This is a genomic window from Shewanella frigidimarina, from assembly GCF_003797125.1.
Taxonomy (GTDB): Bacteria; Pseudomonadota; Gammaproteobacteria; order Enterobacterales; family Shewanellaceae; genus Shewanella; species Shewanella frigidimarina.
Genome location: NZ_RKKE01000002.1, coordinates 859,749 through 880,462, shown reverse-complemented (window position 1 = coordinate 880,462; position 20,714 = coordinate 859,749). Strand labels below are relative to the sequence as shown.

19 protein-coding genes and 1 pseudogene are annotated in these 20,714 nt (G+C 41.4%); 7 read left to right on the top strand and 13 right to left on the bottom strand.

The window, feature by feature from the left end:
- Window positions 1–129 precede the first annotated feature (129 nt).
- The 3 genes and pseudogenes from EGC86_RS21145 to EGC86_RS08770 all read left to right on the top strand — a co-directional run bounded on the left by EGC86_RS21145 (window position 130) and on the right by EGC86_RS08770 (window position 1,024).
- Window positions 130–252 (top strand): hypothetical protein, encoded by a 123-nt coding sequence (locus tag EGC86_RS21145; RefSeq protein ID WP_102037289.1) that lies wholly within the window; start codon window positions 130–132, stop codon window positions 250–252.
- A 98-nt stretch (window positions 253–350) separates the two neighbouring features.
- Window positions 351–674: pseudogene (locus EGC86_RS20975) on the top strand (5-methyltetrahydropteroyltriglutamate--homocysteine S-methyltransferase); the annotation flags it as partial.
- Between the two features lie 137 nt (window positions 675–811).
- On the top strand, window positions 812–1,024 hold the full coding sequence (locus EGC86_RS08770; RefSeq protein WP_041412796.1) for a dodecin: 213 nt from the start codon (window positions 812–814) through the stop codon (window positions 1,022–1,024).
- 21 nt (window positions 1,025–1,045) lie between these two features.
- On the opposite strand, the gene queG is transcribed toward EGC86_RS08770, so the two are convergent.
- A complete protein-coding gene (queG, locus tag EGC86_RS08765; protein ID WP_165872366.1) occupies window positions 1,046–2,275 on the bottom strand; it encodes a tRNA epoxyqueuosine(34) reductase QueG in 1,230 nt (409 codons plus the stop codon).
- Between the two features lie 40 nt (window positions 2,276–2,315).
- The gene (locus EGC86_RS08760; protein ID WP_123777266.1) at window positions 2,316–4,199 is read right to left on the bottom strand and encodes a GGDEF domain-containing protein; all 1,884 of its coding nucleotides are present in this window, start codon (window positions 4,197–4,199) and stop codon (window positions 2,316–2,318) included.
- 419 nt (window positions 4,200–4,618) lie between these two features.
- Between EGC86_RS08760 and EGC86_RS08755 the strand changes: the two genes are divergently transcribed.
- Window positions 4,619–5,053: a DUF3069 domain-containing protein gene (locus tag EGC86_RS08755; protein WP_123777265.1), complete on the top strand. Its 435-nt coding sequence runs from the start codon at window positions 4,619–4,621 to the stop codon at window positions 5,051–5,053.
- 156 nt (window positions 5,054–5,209) lie between these two features.
- Here EGC86_RS08755 and EGC86_RS08750 read toward each other — a convergent pair whose 3' ends face one another.
- The 4 genes from EGC86_RS08750 to EGC86_RS08735 form a co-directional block, all read right to left on the bottom strand.
- The gene (locus tag EGC86_RS08750) at window positions 5,210–6,898 is read right to left on the bottom strand and encodes an NAD-dependent malic enzyme (protein WP_011636309.1); all 1,689 of its coding nucleotides are present in this window, start codon (window positions 6,896–6,898) and stop codon (window positions 5,210–5,212) included.
- 284 nt (window positions 6,899–7,182) lie between these two features.
- Window positions 7,183–7,647, bottom strand: coding sequence for a YehS family protein (locus tag EGC86_RS08745; RefSeq protein ID WP_011636310.1), 465 nt, complete (start codon window positions 7,645–7,647; stop codon window positions 7,183–7,185).
- A 201-nt stretch (window positions 7,648–7,848) separates the two neighbouring features.
- Window positions 7,849–9,114: an Nramp family divalent metal transporter gene (locus EGC86_RS08740; protein WP_011636311.1), complete on the bottom strand. Its 1,266-nt coding sequence runs from the start codon at window positions 9,112–9,114 to the stop codon at window positions 7,849–7,851.
- Window positions 9,115–9,126: 12 nt separating this feature from the next.
- Window positions 9,127–9,666 carry a PH domain-containing protein gene (locus EGC86_RS08735; RefSeq protein ID WP_123777264.1) on the bottom strand — a complete coding sequence of 180 codons (540 nt, stop codon included), beginning with the start codon at window positions 9,664–9,666 and terminating at the stop codon, window positions 9,127–9,129.
- Window positions 9,667–9,890: 224 nt separating this feature from the next.
- Between EGC86_RS08735 and EGC86_RS08730 the strand changes: the two genes are divergently transcribed.
- Together EGC86_RS08730 and EGC86_RS08725 are read left to right on the top strand one after the other, a co-directional pair.
- Window positions 9,891–12,458, top strand: coding sequence for a TonB-dependent receptor (locus EGC86_RS08730; RefSeq protein WP_123777263.1), 2,568 nt, complete (start codon window positions 9,891–9,893; stop codon window positions 12,456–12,458).
- 98 nt (window positions 12,459–12,556) lie between these two features.
- The gene (locus tag EGC86_RS08725; protein WP_123777262.1) at window positions 12,557–13,189 is read left to right on the top strand and encodes a glutathione S-transferase family protein; all 633 of its coding nucleotides are present in this window, start codon (window positions 12,557–12,559) and stop codon (window positions 13,187–13,189) included.
- Window positions 13,190–13,251: 62 nt separating this feature from the next.
- Here EGC86_RS08725 and EGC86_RS08720 read toward each other — a convergent pair whose 3' ends face one another.
- The 4 genes from EGC86_RS08720 to EGC86_RS08705 all read right to left on the bottom strand — a co-directional run bounded on the left by EGC86_RS08720 (window position 13,252) and on the right by EGC86_RS08705 (window position 17,444).
- Entirely contained in the window at window positions 13,252–13,752 is a 501-nt protein-coding gene (locus EGC86_RS08720) for a DUF4447 family protein (RefSeq protein WP_123777261.1), read from the bottom strand.
- 91 nt (window positions 13,753–13,843) lie between these two features.
- Window positions 13,844–14,245, bottom strand: coding sequence for an SMI1/KNR4 family protein (locus EGC86_RS08715; RefSeq protein WP_011636316.1), 402 nt, complete (start codon window positions 14,243–14,245; stop codon window positions 13,844–13,846).
- A gap of 115 nt (window positions 14,246–14,360) precedes the next feature.
- The gene (locus tag EGC86_RS08710) at window positions 14,361–15,140 is read right to left on the bottom strand and encodes a nucleotidyltransferase family protein (RefSeq protein WP_011636317.1); all 780 of its coding nucleotides are present in this window, start codon (window positions 15,138–15,140) and stop codon (window positions 14,361–14,363) included.
- A gap of 216 nt (window positions 15,141–15,356) precedes the next feature.
- Window positions 15,357–17,444 (bottom strand): M13 family metallopeptidase, encoded by a 2,088-nt coding sequence (locus EGC86_RS08705; protein WP_011636318.1) that lies wholly within the window; start codon window positions 17,442–17,444, stop codon window positions 15,357–15,359.
- 292 nt (window positions 17,445–17,736) lie between these two features.
- Here EGC86_RS08705 and rsuA point away from each other — a divergent pair, with 292 nt between their 5' ends.
- On the top strand, window positions 17,737–18,426 hold the full coding sequence (gene rsuA / locus EGC86_RS08700) for a 16S rRNA pseudouridine(516) synthase RsuA (RefSeq protein ID WP_011636319.1): 690 nt from the start codon (window positions 17,737–17,739) through the stop codon (window positions 18,424–18,426).
- A gap of 159 nt (window positions 18,427–18,585) precedes the next feature.
- Here rsuA and EGC86_RS08695 read toward each other — a convergent pair whose 3' ends face one another.
- From EGC86_RS08695 to EGC86_RS08685, 3 genes are read right to left on the bottom strand one after another with little or no spacing between them, the layout of a single operon-like run.
- The gene (locus EGC86_RS08695) at window positions 18,586–19,524 is read right to left on the bottom strand and encodes a DUF4097 family beta strand repeat-containing protein (RefSeq protein ID WP_123777260.1); all 939 of its coding nucleotides are present in this window, start codon (window positions 19,522–19,524) and stop codon (window positions 18,586–18,588) included.
- On the bottom strand, window positions 19,521–20,129 hold the full coding sequence (locus EGC86_RS08690; RefSeq protein ID WP_011636321.1) for a hypothetical protein: 609 nt from the start codon (window positions 20,127–20,129) through the stop codon (window positions 19,521–19,523). The genes EGC86_RS08695 and EGC86_RS08690 overlap by 4 nt, the downstream gene beginning before the upstream one ends.
- Window positions 20,126–20,623 (bottom strand): RNA polymerase sigma factor, encoded by a 498-nt coding sequence (locus EGC86_RS08685; RefSeq protein WP_123777259.1) that lies wholly within the window; start codon window positions 20,621–20,623, stop codon window positions 20,126–20,128. Before EGC86_RS08685 ends, EGC86_RS08690 begins: the two co-directional genes overlap by 4 nt.
- Window positions 20,624–20,714 lie beyond the last annotated feature (91 nt).

Genomic DNA, 20,714 nt, shown 5'->3' with positions numbered 1-20,714 from the left:
AACTAGCTGATGAAATCAATTCGATTGCTTGACAGCAGAGTAACACAATAAACTTCTAGACGTCCAGACGCCTATGCGGTTTTTCTGCATAAATAGCCATATTTTTTGCTCAACGAAAAGTAAAGCAGTATGAAAATTTCAAGTTTAGGGTTTCCTCGCATAGGCCGTCAGCGTGAATTGAAGTTTATTTTAGAGCGTTATTGGCGCGGTGAAGCAACATTAACGGAGTTGAAAAACGTGCCAGTGAATTAAAACCACTCATTGGCAGTGGCAAGCAGATGCAGGTGTTGAACTACTGTCATGCGGGCGTTACGCAGTCGCTAGCGAAAGATGAATCAATGCCGTGATTACAGCTTGAGCAAGTCACTCAAGACACTATTTCACGTCAGCTTAAATTGGGTATCGACGTGCTAGTTCACGGCGAAGCTGAGCGAAATGACATGGTGGAGTATTTTTGTGAATAATTAGAGTGGGTTAGGTTTACTTAATTTGGTTGGGTGAACGTTATTGTTCTCGCTGCATTAAGCCTCCGTTGACTTATGGCGATGTTCTCGTCCAAAATCTATGGCGGTCGACTGGGCTAACGATGCGCAAAGCTTAACCAACTTACGTTAGCAGTACGTGACGAAGTGGTCAATTTAGAAAAAGCAGCTATTGGCATTATTCAAATTGATTAACTTGCAGAAATCAATTGAGTTAGATTGGTTCTGCTACTCCATTTTACTGGTTATTACGCAGTGATTTTGCGGTGAACTGTACTATTGTTTACTACACTAAAACTAAAGATGTGCAGTTAACAATAGGAGCTATTATGAGTCACACTTATAAAGTCATTGAACTTGTTGGTTCATCACCAATCAGTTCAGATGAGGCTGTTAAAAATGCGATTGCAGAAGCCAATAAAAGTTTACTACATTTGCGCTGGTTTCAAGTTATCGAAACTCGTGGCCACTTAGAAGAAGGTCTTATTGCCCACTGGCAAGTAACTATTAAAGTGGGTTTTACCTTAGACTCTAATGCTTAGGACCTAGTTGTCGCTTTTCGTTTATGCGTCTCTTGGTAAACCCTTTTGTATTGATCTAATCACTCGTTGAGTTTTCCGTGAAAGCGCCGACTGTGGCGCTTTTTGTATTTGTTGCACTAATGCCCATTCAATATGTTCAAGTACCATATCATCCACTTCTTCACTGTGTTTACGTTGCTCCAATGCCTCAATAATGGCCGGATTAGCGGGAGCATTACCTAATGCAATCGCGATATTACGTAACCAACGTTTGTGACCTATTCGACGAATCGCACTGCCTTCTGTTTGGTTGAGAAAATAAGTTTCAGACCAAGCAAATAAAGTCAGTAAATCGGGTTGAATAAGCGCAGTGCGAGTATGGAAATCAGTCTCTTTAGTCAGTGGTGCTTTAGCGTTTACCGGACACACTAGCTGACAGTCATCACAACCATAAATACGATTGCCTATAAGCGGGCGAAACTCTTCTGGAATAGCACCCTGTAATTCAATGGTCAAGTAAGAAATACAACGTCTTGCATCGACAACATAGGGTTCGACAATCGCATCAGTTGGGCATGATTTTATGCAGGCTACGCAAGTGTTGCAGCCTTCTTCAATCGGGATATCTAACGGCAATGGTAAGTTAATGAGTAACTCGCCGAGGAAAAACCAACTGCCTGCATCAGGGTGTAAAATTAACGAGTGTTTGCCAGTCCAGCCTAGTCCGGCTTTGTCGGCTAATGGACGTTCCAAAATAGGTGCAGAATCCACAAATGGTCTAAAATCAGTCGCATCAAAGTCTAGTTGTTGGCAATACTGGTTGATTTTATCGCCGAGCTTTTTAAGCCGTTGTCGGATGAGTTTATGATAGTCACGTCCACCCGCATAACGAGAGATATAACCAAGATTTGGGTCAGTTAAATTACTGGCAAAGCCGGCGTCAGGTGGTAAATAGTCCATCCGAGCACAAATCACTCTAATGGCTCCTGGATGTAACTCTGCAGGTCTAGCGCGCATCATTCCATGATTAGCCATATAACCCATCTCACCGTGATACCCCTTATCTAACCAATCTTGTAATGCTGCTTCATGTTGGCTTAAGTCGACATCAGCAACACCAATATGAGCAAAGCCAAGTTCTTTACCCCAAAGCTTGATTTGTCTATTGAGCACATCAAGTTGAGCCGCGGTCAATGGACAGGGCTCAGTTGTTAGATCGGTTCCTAGATCAGGAATAGGATTTGGAGTTAATGCTACGGTCGTTGTTGTCATAACACTATCATTGAGTAAACACGCTAAAATTATACGCGTTTTACTCAGCTTTGACACAATTTCGACCTGCAGCTTTGGCAGAATAGAGCGCTTTGTCGGCTTTTAGTAACAATGGTGACAAGTCTTCTTCATTACTATAGCTGGCAACCCCGGCACTGACGGTTTGATGTAAGTTCGGCGCAATCTGAGTCCAATCGTAATCAGCAATGGTTTCAATTAAACGATTAGCGATTTCAATGGCTTTAGTTTTGTCGATATTAGGCAGTAAAATCAAAAATTCTTCACCGCCAACACGTCCAACAACATCGGTATCGCGCATCATGCTTGCGCTAATTGACGCTAGCTTTACTAGCACTTTATCGCCCATATCATGGCCTAATGTATCGTTGACCATTTTAAAATGATCAGCATCAAAAGAGATAATGGAAAACGGATTACCTGATAGTTTGGATGATTTTAAGAAGTAATGCCCCTGAGAATAGGTATCACGTCTATTGGCCAATTTAGTCAGCTCATCGGTTAGGGCTAAACGCCTAAAGAGTTGTTTTCGTATAACTTGCTTGTAAGCAAACATTGATACGATAATTAAAATAATCGCAACTAAGATAATAATGATAATTTGCATGCTTTCGTTACGCTGTAAAATCTGTAACTGCTGCTCTTTATCTTTGTCGCGTTGTATTAACCATTCGTTTTCGGTTTGAATTTTGTTGGTATTAAAGCGCGCTTGCATTTCTGAGTTGCGATCAGACATATTTTGCTTATCAAGTGCCATGTGCATTTTAATAAATTTTTGTAATGTTTTTAATGCATTTTCAATATCACCTTTAGCTTGGTAGATATCGCTTTTGAGATAGATGTTTTCATTTTCACCGCGTTGATTGCCACCACGGTTAAAATCAATTGATGCAAGCTGACTGTATTCAAGGGCTTTATCTAATTCATTTTTAGCTAAATATACTTGTGCTAGGTATAACATTAATGAACTATGCGGCCCATCATTACTGACTGGGATTTCTTTTTCTGCTTCCTTTAACAGCACTAGTGCTTCATCTATTTTATCTAGTTTAATCAGGTTTCCTGCAATATTGGTTTTGGCATCTGCAATAGCAATGTTATCTTTTTGGGTTTTCCAGAAGGTAAGCGACTGTTTAAATCGTGCCGTAGACTCGTCAATACGCCCAAGCTCTAGAAGTGAAAACGCGATCTGATTATTGATATTATCAGCTTCTATTTGTTGATTGGCCTTAAGGTAAGCTTGTTCAAGTTTTATTTGGTATTTCAGAGCGGTTTCAGCATCACCAAAACGCCGATAACTTGCAGCAAGTTCACTTAAGTTATCATTTGCCCAATAAGTTAAATTAAGATTTTCATACAATTGTTGCGATGTAATTAAATCTTCTAATGCAGATGAATAGTTGCCTTGATATGACAGCATTGCCCCTCGAATGCTTCGGCCGTCAGCGATAAGTCGAGGATCTTCAAGTTCGTATGCGTTATTTATTGCATTAGAAAGATCGTCAAGAGCTTCGTCTAATTGACCTGAAAACTGTTTGTAATAACCTAAACATAATAATAAATCAGTATGAATTGCTGATGGATAGGGTACTGAATATATCAGCAGTTGTTGCTCTGCATACTTAATGGCGCTGGCAAGTTCACTATCTGTAGTAGAAGGCTGGTTCCAGCAGTATAAACGGACATAGAGTTTTTGACGGATCTCATCGTCAGAGGCAATGAGCCGCTTATATTCGTTGAGTAACTCTTCACCTGAAACCTGATCAACATAATCAGCTAAATCTATTTTTTTATAGATAGCATCAGCTTTGACGTTGTCGTAATAAGCGGCAAAGACTGATGTGGGTAAAAAAAATATTGCTATAAAAATGGCAATAAAAAAGTGAATCTGAAGTGATGTTTTCAAGTTAATAAGCTGCTTATTTATAGTTTTTTTGTTGGCAACAATAATTATTGTGTGAGCGTTGTTGTAATACTTTTGTATGTATCTTTACTATCGATGAGCAATTATTGTGCACAACAGGCCTTTTATCAAGGATAAATTAATGTGACCTGCAGATTAAAGTCCAATTTTAAAGGAGTATCTGCCCATCAGGTTGATATATCGGCGGAGTATTACTTTAAAAACTGATAATACAAACAGTAAAAAATCATGTCATAATTGAACCAGCTTGTTTTAATTTACATGAGAAAAAGACATATCACTGCATTGATATGACATAAGAATGCGTTTGATCTGGCCTAATTTCACTAAATAGTTTGATTATTGTGCCATCAAACATTCTGATGCGGATCTATGTGGAGAATTTTAATTGAGAGATAACCATGACAAAAGTTGACCCGCAGTATCAAGAAGTAGCAAAACAAATTTCGTATAACGTAGCAAACAAAGTGCTGCCGATGGATAAGTTACCTGAAACATTACTTGAGGCCTATGAAGGCTTGTTTACCGAACTTATTGAAGATAAAGCCAATACGTTTACTCATGCTTGGGATGCATTGCCAGCGAGTGCGCAAAAGTTAATGACTAAAGCAGAGTTTCATGGCTTTTATATTGCCAATGCGTGGATGCAGTTAAGCCGTGTTGCGCAAGAAATTGCTGACAGTGCGGACTCTGAAGAAGAGATGAATAATAACGAATATGATGGTGTATTCGGTCGCTTAGCGGAGCAGTCGTTGAAAGAGTGTTTACGTAAGCTTAAAAAATCGCGCACCGACCGTCCATTGTTAAATAGTTTTAAGCTAGTGATGTCGGCATAAATTTACTGTTATAGCGGATACAAAAAATCCCAACTTAGGTTGGGATTTTTTTATGGTTAAAAAGCGCATAACCGTTTCAATTAATGAGTTTTGCTATCACAGTAATGATGATCAGCGCTTTATCATTCTAAAGCGCTGAGTCGTACTTAATCATTGTTAGAATGAGGTACGTTTGTAACGACGATATTCAGGTTCCCAGAAGTTAGCCTCAATCGATTGTTGCAGTAACTCATCGGTACAAGGTAATGCTAAACCTTGATCAATAGCTGCTTTAGCAACAGCAAAAGCAATATATTTACTAACAGTTTGAATATCTTCAAGGCGAGGTAATAGCGAGCCAACACCGTCTTTACCTAATGGTGAACATTCCGCTAAAGCACGACTTGAAGCCATTAACATTTCATCAGATACACGTCTTGCACCACAAGATAATACACCTAAGCCAATACCTGGGAAGATAAAGCTATTATTACACTGCGCTATCTCAAAAGTTTCGCCATTGACTATTACTGGTTCAAATGGGCTGCCCGTTGCCACGAGTGCTTGGCCCGATGTCCAATTAAGGATGTCCTTAGGAGTCGCTTCTACACGGCTTGTCGGATTCGATAATGGGAATACTATCGGACGTTTACAATGGCTGTGCATTGCCTTAATGATTTCTTCAGTAAATAACCCTGGAGAGCCTGATACTCCAATAAGTACCGTTGGTTTAGCATTGTTAACTACATCAAGTAACGAGATATTGTCACTGTAATTGTCCCATGCTTCTATCGTGGCACAAGGTTGAGCTAGCTTCTGTTGGAAAGGGAGTAGGTTAGGCATATTATCGAGTAATAAGCCCCAACGATCGACCATAAACACTTGTGAGCGAGCTTGCTGATCGCTAATGCCCTCAGACACCATTGTTGCCACAATCGCTTCGGCAATACCACAACCTGCGCTACCCGCACCTAAGAAGGTGATGCGTTGCTCGCTGAGTTTACTGTTAGCGGCTTTACAAGCAGCCAATAGTGAGCCAACCGTAACAGCTGCCGTGCCCTGGATATCATCATTGAAACTGCAATATTGATCTTTATAACGCTCAAGTAATGGCATGGCATTTTTTTGTGCAAAATCTTCGAACTGAATTAAGGCATCTGGCCAGCGACGGCTGACTGCTTGCATAAACTCTTCAACAAATTCAGCATATTCATCACCGCCAATACGCTGATGACGCCAGCCCATATACATAGGGTCTTCAAGAAGTTGTGGGTTATCAGTACCAACATCTAAGGTCACCGCAAGACAATACGCCGGGCTTATGCCGCCACAACTGGTGTATAGCGATAATTTACCAATTGGGATCCCCATACCGCCTATGCCTTGGTCGCCTAAACCGAGAATACGTTCTCCGTCCGTCACCACGATGACTTTGACTTTATGGCGGGTTGAGTTATTTAAAATATCATCAATGCGATCTTTGTTAGGATACGAAATAAATAAACCACGGTTACGACGATAGTTTTTTGAGAAACGTTCACAGGCTAAACCAACCGTAGGCGTGTAGATAATTGGCATCATTTCACTGATGTTATTACGCACTAAACGATAAAATAAGGTTTCGTTAGTATCTTGAATGTTGCGCAAATAAATGTGCTTATCGAGATCATTGGTGAAGTTTTTAAACTGTGCGTAAGCACGAGCGGCTTGCTCATCAATGGTTTCAATGACCCAAGGAATGAGGCCTTCGAGGTTGAAATAAATTCGTTCTTCTTCACTAAATGCACTGCCTTTATTAAGCAGGGGTGATTCAAGAATCGCTGGGCCGGCAAAAGGAAGATAGAGGGGGCGTTTGTTATCGTCCATGGGGAACCTTAATGTGTGAGATCCAGTTAGATCGTTATTAGAATTGGGCTGGTTTTTTGTGCTTGTAGATTATCACGTCTGATCTTTTTTGTGGTCTGTTAAGTGAGTAAAATCACATTATTGTTAGGTACTTCTACTCATCACTTACTATTGTGTCATTACTATGTGAACAATCGCATGGTGTAAATGCAAAATTATTATTGTTTAAATGTAAACGCCACAAACAAAAATGCGCAGCCTAAGCTACGCATTAATAAAGTATTATCTCAACATCCTAACGAATATTACTTACCGCGATGTTTGATTGATAAACCTTTAACGAAGTTTCTTAACACCTGGTCGCCACAAGGTTTATAGTTTTTATGGTCAGGGTTACGGAATAGCGCACCTAGTTCAGATTTAGTCATTGAAAAATCTGCTAAAGCTAATGCGGCAATAATATCTTCTTCACGCATTTCTAGCGCTACGCGTAATTTTTTGAATATAAGATTATTAGTCAGTTGCTTTAAAGGCACTGGTACTTCAGCTCCAGGCTTTAAACCACGATTTTGAATGATCAAACCATCTAAGAATTGGCACATTAATGTGTCATTACACGCTTGATAACCTTCTTCTTCCTCTTTTTTCAACAGCGCAATAATTTGCTCTGAAGACATGTCTACTTTGGCTTGGCTGAAAATGTTAATCATTTTGGCATTTGAATAGTCAAACACAAAGCGAATACGGCGAAGAATATCATTGTTAATCATAAGGTTCTCTGGCGCGGCTGCGCATAAATGGTTTAGGTCAGTTGACGAAACACTATTATAGCGGGTAATCACTGATTAGTCAGATTAATCCTGCTTGAGCTGCAATCGATTTCTAACGCAGCTAGTGTCGCTTCGCTGTTAGGCTGTTGATTTTATAGGATCTAGCCGCGTAGCGTCCTAGCCTCTAGGCTTTTAGTGAGATTATTTTGTGAAATACCAATAAATAAACAAGATAGCGAAGCTAACTAAATACAATAAACCAATCCAAGACAACCCAACCATCACACGGCCATAACGATGTTTTTTAGCCAAGGTGTTACTTGTCATTAAACGGAAGTTAAGCCATGCAAAAATAACGGTAGTCATAAAGGCAAGGATCATCACAAATTCAAGCAGCGGTAATAAGGCGCCTTTAAAGAATAAAATGAGTAATAAACCAAGCGCGCTGATCCCGAGCATCACCTGGGTTAAATAACTGCGTGGTGACGTGTTGTGAGACAGTAATCGCCAGCCCATATCAAGTGTGCGACTGTAGCCATCTATCACGGTAACCGTGGTACTAAATATACATAAAAATGCAACAATCCCAATTAGATAGCGGCTTTCATTGCCCATGACTTGGCTATAAAGGGTGATCAATTGTGAGGCAAATACCGCACCTGAGTCTGAAAAACGCTCGCCACTGCCGTGCATCACTAATGCGCCTAACGCTAAAAATACAATCGCCAGTAATGCCGTGGTGACATAGCCTAGATTAAAATCAAAAATAGCCTGCTTGGCAGTTACCGTTTGGGTTTTACGTTTTTCTATTAACCATAACGAGTTCCAAGTACTTACCTCTATCGGAGCTGGCATCCAACCCATCATCGCTACTAAAAAACCGACGTATGCCCATTGCCAAGGAGATTCACTGACCACTGGAGTGCCGAATCCGCTATAACGATTAAAGGCTAATGCCACGGCGACTAAGGTGGTTAGCGTAAGAGCCAGCATGATAATTTTAGTCATTTTATCAAGCAGTTTGTAGTGGCCGAAAATTAATAATGCTAATGAGCTGGCCAATACAATCAGCGCTAATACGTCAATTGATAGCGGAATAAACTGGGTTAACATTGCCGCCGTTAACATACATACCCCAGCCGTACTGGCAATGGCGGCAATAACATTAAGCCCAGTAAACAGCATCAAATACCCGCGCCCTTGCTTTTGATAACCGTGCAATAAACTCTCATCAGTTGCTGCGGTGTAGCGAGCGCCAGCGGCGAAGAAAGGATACTTAACGATATTGACTAATAAAATGAGCCACGCCAGTTGCCAACCAAATTCGGCACCTGCTCGAGTTGAGGCCACTAGGTGAGAAGCGCCAATTGCGGCGGCGGCCATTAAGATTCCTGGTCCTGTGGCTTTAAACAGTGTGCTAACACGAGAGACCCACGGTAAGGCTGATGCAGTTTGTTGATTAAGCATGTTAAAAAAGACCTAGTTTGATTGTTTAGCGGTTAATGATCGTTCTATTCGCAATAAGGTGGCGTTCATTTGTTGTAGATTGTCGAGGATTAATACATCGGTATTTGGACGAGCTGATGCGCTGTTTTGCCGTTCACTGAGTTGTGTTTTTTGTGCCAGTACTTGTGCTCTAAAATCGACTACATTTATGACGCCAATTAAGCTAATTAACGCCCCTGCGCCAGATTGCCCGGCGGTTTCTACGGTAAGTTTATGAATGCCAAATATGCGCATAATGGGACCTTGGATAAGTGCCATATCGGTGATTTTATCCAATGGAACAGTATTTTCTGTTCGAGTAAACAACCCTTTGCGGACGATGAGTTTTTGCTCGGTTAATTCAGCACCCATGTTATTGATGTAACGCTTTGTCGCCAGTAATCCTAGGGGAAACCATAATAATAACAATGGAATACCAACGACACTTAGGAAAATGAATACGCTGCCAGACAATAACCAGTACAGACCTAGGTTTGCATGAAAGTGGGCACTAACTAGGGTTTTGTCACTCATTTGATCTCCATATCAAAAGCTTTTAAATTCACTTTTTTTAAGTATTTATTCTTGTGTAAGTAACTAGTTACATTTACATTACTGGCTTGTGTTGACTTTGTTAAGAAATAACTTAACTTGGTTACGTAAAAATAAATCCGTACGAGTTGCACGTCGTTATAGTTTTAAACGGCAGTGTGCAGCAGTCAAGGATGTAAAACAATAAATTAACGTTAAGGATGATCATGAAAAAAACTAACCTATTGCGTAGTGCTTGCGCCATCGCCGTTTCACTGTCCCTTGCCCCTATCGCACTCGTTTCTCAAGCTGCCGAAGCAGGTGCACAATCAAAAGTTGAACGAATTGAAGTGACCGGTTCTCGTATCAAACGGACTGATATTGAAGGACCATCGCCAGTTCAATCGTTGAATAAAGACGATATTGCCAACATGGGTTTTGATAACCTACAACAATTGCTTGAACGTATGCCTGCAAACGGTTCTGGCGCATTTTCTACTCGTGGTAACAGCCAAGATTCTACCGCTAACGGTGGCGCATCAATCAGTTTACGTGGCTTAGGGCCAGATGCCACTTTGGTACTTATCAATGGTCGCCGAGTGGGATCGAGTGCCTTTGCTGAAGGGATTTCGAATTCATTTGTTGATATCAACAACATCCCTGTATCAGCAATTGAGCGCATTGATATTCTTAAAGACGGTGCTTCAGCTATTTATGGTTCTGATGCTATTGCTGGTGTGGTTAACATCATATTAAGAAAAGACATCGAAGGGCTTGAAATTAACCTAGGTTATGGCGACGACAGCGGTACGGGTTATGACGAAACCACAGCCAGCTTAGTGTGGGGCGTAAAAGCCGACAAAGGCAGTGCGTCAGTTATTCTTGATTACTTTACTAATGGCACTTTGTCAGCAAGCGATATGGGCCGTTTTGGCACTGCAAACCAATCACCTTACGGTGGTGAAGATTACCGTTCATCACGAGGCTTTCCAGGGTATTTTTATGTTAATGGTGTGAAAACCATCGATCCTGATTGCCCCGCTGAGAATGCCACAGCAAGTGGCAGTTGTTTGTTTGATTACGGTCCATACAATTTAACCATTCCAACGTCTGAGCGTGTTGGTGCTATTGGCCAATTTGATTACATGCTCGGAGAAGATTTAACTGCATTTTTAGAGTTATCTGTACAACATAACACCTCTGAAGCGGGTGGTGCACCAACGCCATTAGATGAAGATGCTGGTTTAACCGTGCCAGGTTCTCATCCTAACAATCCATTTGGACAAGACATTGATATCGGTCGTTACCGTACAGTTGATGCTGGCGCACGTCGTTGGGATATCGAATCAGATACCATGCGTATTGTTGCCGGTCTTCGTGGCGTTATCAATGATTGGGACTGGGAAGTATCAGCGCAACGTGGCCGCAGTGAATCTACTCAAACTGGTGACCGCTCACAAGGTTGGGTAAGAACCGATTACTTACAAGCCGAAATTGATGCCGGTAACTACAACCCGTTTGGCGGCACTATGAACTCGCAAGATGTGATTGATCGCATCACCACAAGTCTAGTAAGACAAGGTAAGTCGAGCATCACAGCTTATGATGCGAGTATTTCGGGACATGCATTTACCATCGCAGATCGCGATATCATGATGGCTGCAGGTGCAGAATACCGCGAAGAAAGCGTTAGTGACATTCCTGATGAGCAGTTCCAACGCGGTCTTATTTTTGGTACTGAAGCGGTGTCTGCATTTGGTTCGCGTGATCAACATGCTGCCTATGTAGAATTATCAATTCCTATTGCAGATAACTTTGAATTACAACTTGCCGGTCGTTATGACAGCTACAGTGACTTTGGTTCAACCACTAACCCTAAAATTGCTTTCCAGTGGGGTATTAGTGACGAGATAACTGCACGTGGTTCTTGGTCCACAGGTTTCCGTGCACCATCATTAGCGCAAATTGGTTTAGGCCCTTCTGAAAAAAGTGACTTTTTAACCGATAGCTATCGTTGTGCAGCTGATAACGTCGACTGTGAATTGCTTGACTACAACTTTATATTTGCCGGTAACCCGAATCTTAAAGCGGAAGAGTCTGAGACTTGGAACGTCGGTATGATTTGGGCACCAAGTCAGCAGTTTGATATTGGTTTTGATTTATACAATATTCTCCAAGATCACAAAATTGACTCATTGCAAAACCAAGATCTTTACGACGAAAACTGTAATGATCAAAATAGCACTATTTGTTTACGTAATGCACCGCAAGCGGGCGAAACATTTGGCTCAATTGACGTAATCAAGTCAGCATTTGTCAATATTGGCTCACAAGAAGTACAAGGTATCGATTTATCTAGCCATTACGGTCTTGAGTTAAACAGCTATGGTGATATTAAGTTTGGTTTAGAGTACAGCTACTTAATCAGCTTTGAAAAAGAAGTTGATGGAACAACGATTGACTACACCGGTGAGTACGAGTATCCACAACACCGTTGGTTGGCAACAACCAACTGGAACATGGACGACTTTACGGCTAACGTTAACTTAAGCTATATCGGTGAGTTTGAAGACTACAACAAAACTCGTACTGTTGATGCACAGTTGTTAGTTGATATGTCTGGTTCATATCGTTTCAACGATACTGTTAAGTTATCTGTAGGTGTAAATAACGTGTTTGATGAAGAGCCATCATTTGCGATTGGTGATGGCGATGCTGACCTTTATGGTTACGCAATGGGCGTACATAACCCACTAGGCCGTTATATTTATACTAAAGTCACAATGAAGTTCTAATGGCAACGTCATAAGATATCGATAGTCACATTCACTTAAGGTGCAATGTGGCTTTTTTTATTGTACGAATTGATTGGATTACCCCAAAAGGATTCAACATGATTACGTTATACGGAACTCAAAAAAGTCGAGCACTCCGAGTATCTTGGCTTTTAGAAGAATTAGGCGTTGAATGGCAATTTCATTTTATTGATTTTGCCAAAGGTGAAAATAAAGGTGACGCATTTTTAGCCCTCAACCCTAGTGGCAAAATGCCAGTACTCGCCGATGGTGACTTTGTGTTAACTGAATCCGCGGCCATTATGCGTTATTTAGCTGAAAAGTACGGCCAAGGTAAATGGTTACCAAAACCGGGTACTCAAGCGTCGGGTATTCATGAGCGCTGGATGAGCTTTGTGATTAGCGAACTTGAACAACCACTGTGGAGCATGGGGAAGCATCGTTTTGCGTTGCCAAAAGAATTGCGCGTAGACGCCATGTTTGCTGTGGCTAAATGGGAGTTTGATCAAGCTGCTGCTATTGCAGAAACTTGGATACCAGAGTCTGGCTTTTTGTGTGGTAGCTCGCCTATGGTTGCCGATATTTTACTCGCACAAACCTTAGGTTGGGCTTTGGGATTCGAACAACATCTGCCGCCTAAGCTGTCCGCTTATCGCGATCGATTAAAGCAACGTCCTGCTTTGGCCGCAGCACTCGCCAAAACAGCACCACTTGTTAATGCAACGAAATAACAGTCATTAAAAAGGAAGCACAAGGCTTCCTTTTGGTTATTTACTGGCAATATACAGACTATTTATAATTGAGTAGCAGCCCATTTCGCACGGCTTTCACGGCTTTCGCTCATGCCGTTATCAGCGCGATAAGCTTTGTATGCTTCAGCATCTAGTGCCACCAAACTCACATCCACTTCAAGTACAAGTTTGCATTCTTTTTTAATACGCCAAGCTGCAACATTGTATAATTCAGTTAATGGCAAAGTGCTTAAAAATTCTGGATTGTATTGGGTATATAGCGCTTGAGTCGGATACACCACAAACGCTAACCGACGCTTAGGCTCTTTTTTAAATAGCTCTTCAATACCGTCAGAGGTATTTAGTACTTGCATCTCGATAATATCATCGATTTCTAGTAACTTTTTTTGAGCCGGAATCGGCGCTTCTTGCTCGCCAGATTCCCATGCCATCACGTCTTCATTACTGGCTTTAGTGATGCTAGCAACCTGTTCAGTTGTTAGGCCTAAAGACTGACGTAAACATTGAATTTCAATTGCATTTAAACCGGTGTTTTTCGACATGATAGTTCTCATTGTTAGTGATAATTTGTTTAATAAGCGCTTATGATCTCGCGTTGGGTTAGTTAACTCCAACCTAGGCTAATAGATAAGACTATCGATTAAGCCACACGTCTTCGGCCCAATGCCAAAATGATTCCCATACTTTGTCGCTAAATCGGCCTTTTTTCCAAAACAACACTTGGCTTTCTTCATCAATACAATAAAAGCTATCACCGATTTGGCAAATGGCAATTTGTTCTCGAGGTAATCCAATAGACCAAGCATAACAAGCTACTTCAGGTAAGTAGGTATGTGAAGATGGATCGGCTGCGGTAACAGGTTCAAGCGTGCCATAAATAACATCGCTGCCATACAGTAAGAATTCTTTTAAATCATTGGGTAAACCAATTAAGATCTGTTCTTCAACTTCTACAAGTTGCTCAAAAGTTGGCAATTCTAACGGCACCGGTACGGTTTCGCTTAATTCTTGTAGTTGTTCAATAATGTCATTCATTGCATTGTCCAGCAGATCGTTTCGTAATGGGCGCGAGTATAGCAGATGTGATTGTTGCGGATCTTGTTTGGCAAAAAAAAAGCGCTCATATGAGCGCTAAAGGGTGGTGTGGATACTATGCAACTTGGCGTTGTGAACTGTATAAACTTTGACGTTTGTAGCTTAACCACGCTTTGTGATACTGCTTGTGAGAGTCTTGACGCAGTTTAGCGATAGTGGCTTGTTCTATGTCATTTAAGCGTCTTGATGTGGCTTTAGCCTGAGACTCAATCTGTTGGATTTGCTCATAAACATGATGTTCAGGGCCACTTTTAATGTCGGCAATATCATTTAAATGAAATTGTACTTCAACCACCATTTGGCTTACGGGTAATTTCACTAATACATTTAAATCACGATAACCTGACACTTTAGGGTGAGCAAAACGATTTTTCAATTGCACAATTTCGGTGTATTGGCTCAACTGTTGGTAACTTGATAGCAAGCTTTTTACGTCATAGGCCACCACACTTGCCCGTGCTATATCGGTTAGTTGGCTGGCATCTCCATTAAATTTAGTTTGCACTTTTTGAGCCGCACGCTGATAACTTTTGGTAGCAGGAAGAATGGTTTTGGTATTACTTGATTGGTCAATGAAGTGAAGTAGGTCAATCAGTTCTTGCTGCGCCGCCGGTGCCCGTGACATCAGAGCATGCAAGTTATCACTATCTTGTGTCACCAAGTCGGTGTTGTGATCATAAAGCGCCATTAGCTGCTCAATATCATTAGATGATTTTTGGCTGAAGTCAGATGGCTGAGCTAGCTTGGTGTATTTAAGCTCGTTAGGCTGGGCAATAGCACCACGTGTAGACAGTAAAATTAAGAATATAAAGAAGGTACGAAACAACTTATTCATTGAATAGCTCCAGCATAATGTCTGTTAATCCAATGTACCGCTTTTTGGCTGAATAGGGGCTGAATGAACAAGGTTTAATGATATATATTAACTTGGCTATGTTTTGTATTCGTTTTTATTATCAAGTGGTTATTTTTTTTATCATAAAAAAGGGCATCTTTCGATGCCCTTTTTTTTTGTGTAAATGTGACCTAAGTCAGTCATTCGCCTTGGTGATTACCAAATTTTTACGCGACTAGCTGGCTCAATGTACATCTTGTCGCCTTCTTTCACGTCATAAGTGCTGTAGAACTCAGGCATGTTAGATAACGCACCTAATGCACGGAAATGACCTGGTGAATGCGGATCAGTTGCTACGCGGTTACGCATTGCTTCTTCTTTCATCTTCACACGCCAAATTTGAGTGAAGCCCATGAAGAAACGTTGATCGCCTGTTAAGCCATCAATAACCGGTGCTTCTTTACCATCAAGTGACATTTTGTAAGCTTTATAGGCGATAGTCACACCTGATAAGTCACCAATGTTCTCACCTAATGTTAGGCTGCCGTTTACGTGTAGGTCGTCAAATACTTGATAACCATTGTACTGAGCGATTAATGCATTGCCTTTTGACTCGAATGCTTTTAAGTCAGCTTCGGTCCACCAGTCACGCATGTTACCTTCGCCATCAAATTTAGCACCTTGGTCATCAAAACCATGGCCCATTTCGTGGCCAATAACCGCACCAATACCACCATAGTTAACCGCATCATCAGCTTCTAAGTTGAAGAATGGTGGTTGTAAAATCGCAGCAGGGAACACGATTTCGTTCATGGTTGGGTTGTAGTAAGCGTTAACGGTTTGTGGCGTCATGTGCCACTCGTCTTTATCGATTGGTTGGCCTAACTTAGCTAAGCCTTTGTTATGCTCAACAATCGCCGCACGTTTAGCATTACCCACTAAGTCATCTGCTTTAATGGTCAGTTTGCTGTAGTCATCCCACTTGTTCGGGTAACCAATTTTAGGATTAAATTTAGCCAGTTTGTCTTTTGCAGCAACTTTAGTATCAGCACTCATCCAATCTAGTGAGTCAATGCTTGAACTATAAGCGCCACGTAAGTTTTCAACTAACTGTTCCATACGGGTTTTAGCTTCTGGTGCAAAGTGACGTTTCACATACACTTTACCCACAACTTCGCCTAGCGTGTCACTTACCGTGCTCACGCCACGCTTCCAGCGAGTTTCTTGCTCTTCTTGACCATTAAGTGTCTTAGAGAAAAACTCAAAGTTTTCATTATCTAATGCTTCAGATAAATTGCTGGCATTATGTGTCAATGCCATCCAAGTCATGTAGTTTTTCCAAGTATCAAGGTCGTTATTTTTAAGCACCTCGTTTAAACCTTGGATATAACTTGGTTGGTTGATAATAATATCAGTTTGCTTGTCGCCGCCAAGCGCTGCTAAATAACCATCCCAGTTAATTTCTGATGCTAATTCTGGCAAATTCTTAACTTGGTATAGGTTGTATGTTTTAGTACTGTCGCGCGTTTCAACAACGTCCCAATGCTTTTCTGCAATTTGAGTTTCAAGTGCAAGAATGGCTTCAGCGTTTGCTTTTGCATTAGGTAAACCAGCAAGGTTGTACATTTTTTCAATGTGTTCAACGTAAGCTTTACGGATGTTGACGAAGCGTTCTTCTTGATTAAAGTAGTAATCTTTTTCTGGCAGGCTTAAACCATATTGCCAAATGTGTGTGGCGTAACGGCTTGAATCTTTAGCATCAATTTCAACATAGAATGCTAAAGGTGTACCACCACCGTTTGCTTGGTTTTCACCAAAAAACGCGGTTAATTCTTTTTTATCTTTTAGTGCGGCAATTTTATCTAAATCAGCTTGAATTGGCGCAATACCTAATTTATTTAGCGTTTCAACGTCCATAAATGAACGATATAAATCAGCTACTTTCTGTTCATCAGTGCCATCGGCTAGGTTTGGCGTCGCGCTTAAGTCTTCAATGATGGCTTTAACGTCATCACGTGCATTTTCACGTAGGTCGTAAAATGCACCAATGTTGGTACGGTCGCCAGGGATTTCTGCATTTTTCATCCATGCGCCGTTAACATACATGTAAAAATCGTCTTGTGGGCGCACTGACTTGTCGATGTTGTCAAACGTGATGCCAGATGTAAGTGCTTTTTCTACTGCAGCAGCAGTAGCTGTTTTTGCGACATCTGCAGCAGGCGTAACGACTGCCTTGTCATCACTACAAGCACTCAAGCCTGCAATTAATGAGGCGCATAGACCGCCAATAACCAATTTTCTCATGTTGTTTCCTTTGCTTGATGTAAAGAGCCCTTCAATGGGGCATTGCGATCAGTGTCGCTTAATTCAGTAATAACCCCTTTATCCAAAGGGAAAAGCTATTACTTTTATTGTGAATTGTATGTTAAAGCCTTATCCGTCTATAAAACAAGCCGCAAAGGGGCATTTTTAGCGTGTTTTTTGTGAGGATGTGTAACCAAAAATTACCTTAGCAGTGAAAAATGTTGGTGATTGATTTCTATTTGAGCGTGTAAGCAGCATAATAGCGCCAATATTTTTAGATTGAGTAATCATTGTGCGTTTAGACAAATTTATCTGTGAAAGTACCGAACTAACTCGGTCATTGGCCAAGAGAGCCTTGCACCGTGGTGATGTTACCTGTGATGGTGTTGTGGTAAAAAATTCAGGTTTTAAAGTACTACCACAAATGGCAGTGCATTTAGACGGTACGTTAATTAGCGTGATTGGCGAACGTTACATCATGTTAAATAAACCGGTAGACACCATCTGTTCAACCATTGATGAAGAATACCCATCAGTATTGAGTTTGATTGATATTGAGAAAATGGATACTTTGCACATTGCTGGCCGATTAGATGTCGACACCACAGGCTTAGTGTTAATTACTAGTGATGGTCAGTGGTCGCATAAAATCACTTCGCCAAAGAAAGATTGTGGCAAACGCTATTGGGTGGAATTAGCCGAACCTATTGATGACAGTTTAATCCAGGTATTTGCCGATGGCGTTGAGCTGCGCAATGAAGACGGACTGACTAAGCCTGCTTTGCTCGATATTATTGACTCAACTCATGTGCGATTGACGATTAGTGAAGGTAAGTACCATCAAGTTAAGCGTATGTTTGCCGCTGTGGGTAATAGAGTGGTTAATTTACATCGTGAAGCGGTTGGTGCTATCGAGTTAAATGCTGACTTAGCCGCAGGTGAATGGCGCTTTTTAACCGATGCTGAAGTCAAGTCTGTGTAGTTATCATTTGAATATATAAAAAGGCCCGGTTGTCACCATATAATGATTACCGGGTCTTTTTTATCTGCTCATTGCAAATCACTTTCTGAATACAGAATCAATTGCGAGGACATTGCTCTTTTATAAGCATCGCTTACCTCGAGCTAATGTTATTTACACTTATTGAGTTAGGCTAATTTTGCCACTAATGGTATTGATGTTGACTTGACCTGTGCCAGCTTGAGTTTTGAACTGCAACGTTTTGGCTGGTGAGTACTTTTGTTTTAGCGGTTTATCATCGGTTAATTGATTGTCAATTTTTCCACCAGGGCCGCCATCAATCATAAAACTGATGTTAGGCATAGCAGTAAATGTTAGTGCCATATCTCCACTTATGGTTTCGAGTTGAGCTTTGTTTAAATCGGCCCCTAAGGTTATTTGTGCATCACCACTGATGGTAACAATGTTTAACTCAGTGACTTGGCTAACTGTTGCGGTGATATCACCAGACACTTGGTCGACAGACAATTGTGTAAAGGCACTTTGACTTTTCAGTTCGCCACTCACTAAGCGCAACTCAGCTTCGCCGTGGCTATTGTTGTCAGTGATATCGCCCGATACCGTTTCTAGGTTAATTTTCCCCGCTAACTCAGAGGTATTAATATTGCCTGACACCGTGGTGAGTTTAGTATTGCCACTAAGTTGTTGGGCGTTAATGTTGCCGCTAACTAACGCTAACGATATTTGGCCATTTAGCTGTGATAATTGATAACTGGCTGATACTCCCTCGGCATCTAAACCAAGTTTTTTAGGCAGGTAAATGGTCAGTTGTGATCCTTGTTTATTACTGCCTTGATAACTGCGTGGTAATTTATCTTCAACAATAACGCTATTGCCTTTAACTTCAAATATTAAGCCTTGGCTTAACTCATCAAGTTCACCTTTTACTTGAATGCTATTTTTATCCCAACTGACTAGCTCAACATTACCGCGTTGTATTTTCATGCTGACAGAAGGGTTATCAGAAACACTTAATTGCTGGTCAACGGCTTCTTTGCCCATTGAAATAAAACTGATACCGATTAACGGCACGATTAACACGTATTTAAGAATGCTCATATTGTATTTCCTTGTGATGTCCGTTTAGACGTAAATGGGAGCTTTTGGCCTTGCTGTAATAGGGTTATTTGACGTTGCATGATCCAGCGCCATAATTGCCACATTTGTTGATTAGTTGGTTGTTGCTTCAATGCGGCTTGTACTTGTTTTGAGGCGGTATCCAGCTCGGCTAGTGCTTGGCTAATATCGCTCTGTATCTGTTGTGGAGCATCAGTTGATGATAATTGCCAACTCACGGTGTATTGGTTTTGATTAAAAACATCCAGTTGAGTCTGATGAGTCAAAGCGATTTGATCGACCAACTCGACTAACGTTGACTCAGCTAATGTTGCCTCTGTATTCAATGTGGCCCCTGGGACTGTTGTCGTTATTGTGGCTGTTTGCGGCAGCAATGAATTACCATCAGGGCGTTGCCAAAGCAGCATCGCTAGCAAAGACAAAACCGCAACGCTAGCGGCAATAAGCCAAGGTCGAGTCAGATGTGTTTTTTGCTGAGATTGAGGCGACAACTGAGCTGTAATCTCTGGCCACAAATCGGTTGTCGGTTGCATCTCTAGCGGCAATGACTTGATTAGACTATCGAGGTCTTGCGGTGACTGGTTCATGCAAGCATCTCCTGTAAAAATTGTTTAGCATTATGGTACTGCGCTTTACTGGTGCCCTCGGCAATGTTGAGTAGGGCGGCAATTTCTTTATGTTGATAACCTTCAATCGCACACAGTACAAATACGATACGAGTCCGTTGAGGTAACTTTGCAATACATTTATCCAATTGGTGATACTCATCAAATGCAACCGTGGGTATGTCCAGCGGCTCAAGTTGCTCTGTCGGTATAAAGCGTCGCCACCACGATTGCTGTACCTTTAGCTCGTTAATCGCTTGGCGGATGCACAAGCGATGCAACCAAGTGGTAAATTGGCTGTCGCCTCTGAATTGGTCCAATTTATGCCATAAGCGTATAAAACAGACTTGAGTCATATCGTCAGCAAGATGAGCTTGGCCACTCAATCTAAAGCAAATGGCGTAAACCCGCTTATGATGGCGGCTATAGAGTTGCTGGAATGCCTGCTTGCATCCAGTAACCGCTATTGCGACCAACTGATTATCGTCAAGTGCCGCTAAGTGGCTTAATTGCTCGTTTGTTGACTGATTAATAGCGGCATCCTTAATGTCACAACATGTCCAATAT

Excerpts from the sequence above, each read along its gene's own strand:
- EGC86_RS21145 (WP_102037289.1), top strand. The coding sequence starts at position 130 with ATGAAAATTTCAAGTTTAGGGTTTCCTCGCATAGGCCGTCAGCGTGAA.
- EGC86_RS08770 (WP_041412796.1), top strand. The coding sequence starts at position 812 with ATGAGTCACACTTATAAAGTCATTGAACTTGTTGGTTCATCACCAATC.
- queG (WP_165872366.1), bottom strand. The coding sequence starts at position 2,275 with ATGACAACAACGACCGTAGCATTAACTCCAAATCCTATTCCTGATCTA.
- EGC86_RS08755 (WP_123777265.1), top strand. The coding sequence starts at position 4,619 with ATGACAAAAGTTGACCCGCAGTATCAAGAAGTAGCAAAACAAATTTCG.
- EGC86_RS08750 (WP_011636309.1), bottom strand. The coding sequence starts at position 6,898 with ATGGACGATAACAAACGCCCCCTCTATCTTCCTTTTGCCGGCCCAGCG.
- EGC86_RS08745 (WP_011636310.1), bottom strand. The coding sequence starts at position 7,647 with ATGATTAACAATGATATTCTTCGCCGTATTCGCTTTGTGTTTGACTAT.
- EGC86_RS08740 (WP_011636311.1), bottom strand. The coding sequence starts at position 9,114 with ATGCTTAATCAACAAACTGCATCAGCCTTACCGTGGGTCTCTCGTGTT.
- EGC86_RS08735 (WP_123777264.1), bottom strand. The coding sequence starts at position 9,666 with ATGAGTGACAAAACCCTAGTTAGTGCCCACTTTCATGCAAACCTAGGT.
- EGC86_RS08730 (WP_123777263.1), top strand. The coding sequence starts at position 9,891 with ATGAAAAAAACTAACCTATTGCGTAGTGCTTGCGCCATCGCCGTTTCA.
- EGC86_RS08725 (WP_123777262.1), top strand. The coding sequence starts at position 12,557 with ATGATTACGTTATACGGAACTCAAAAAAGTCGAGCACTCCGAGTATCT.
- EGC86_RS08720 (WP_123777261.1), bottom strand. The coding sequence starts at position 13,752 with ATGTCGAAAAACACCGGTTTAAATGCAATTGAAATTCAATGTTTACGT.
- EGC86_RS08715 (WP_011636316.1), bottom strand. The coding sequence starts at position 14,245 with ATGAATGACATTATTGAACAACTACAAGAATTAAGCGAAACCGTACCG.
- EGC86_RS08710 (WP_011636317.1), bottom strand. The coding sequence starts at position 15,140 with ATGAATAAGTTGTTTCGTACCTTCTTTATATTCTTAATTTTACTGTCT.
- EGC86_RS08705 (WP_011636318.1), bottom strand. The coding sequence starts at position 17,444 with ATGAGAAAATTGGTTATTGGCGGTCTATGCGCCTCATTAATTGCAGGC.
- EGC86_RS08695 (WP_123777260.1), bottom strand. The coding sequence starts at position 19,524 with ATGAGCATTCTTAAATACGTGTTAATCGTGCCGTTAATCGGTATCAGT.
- EGC86_RS08690 (WP_011636321.1), bottom strand. The coding sequence starts at position 20,129 with ATGAACCAGTCACCGCAAGACCTCGATAGTCTAATCAAGTCATTGCCG.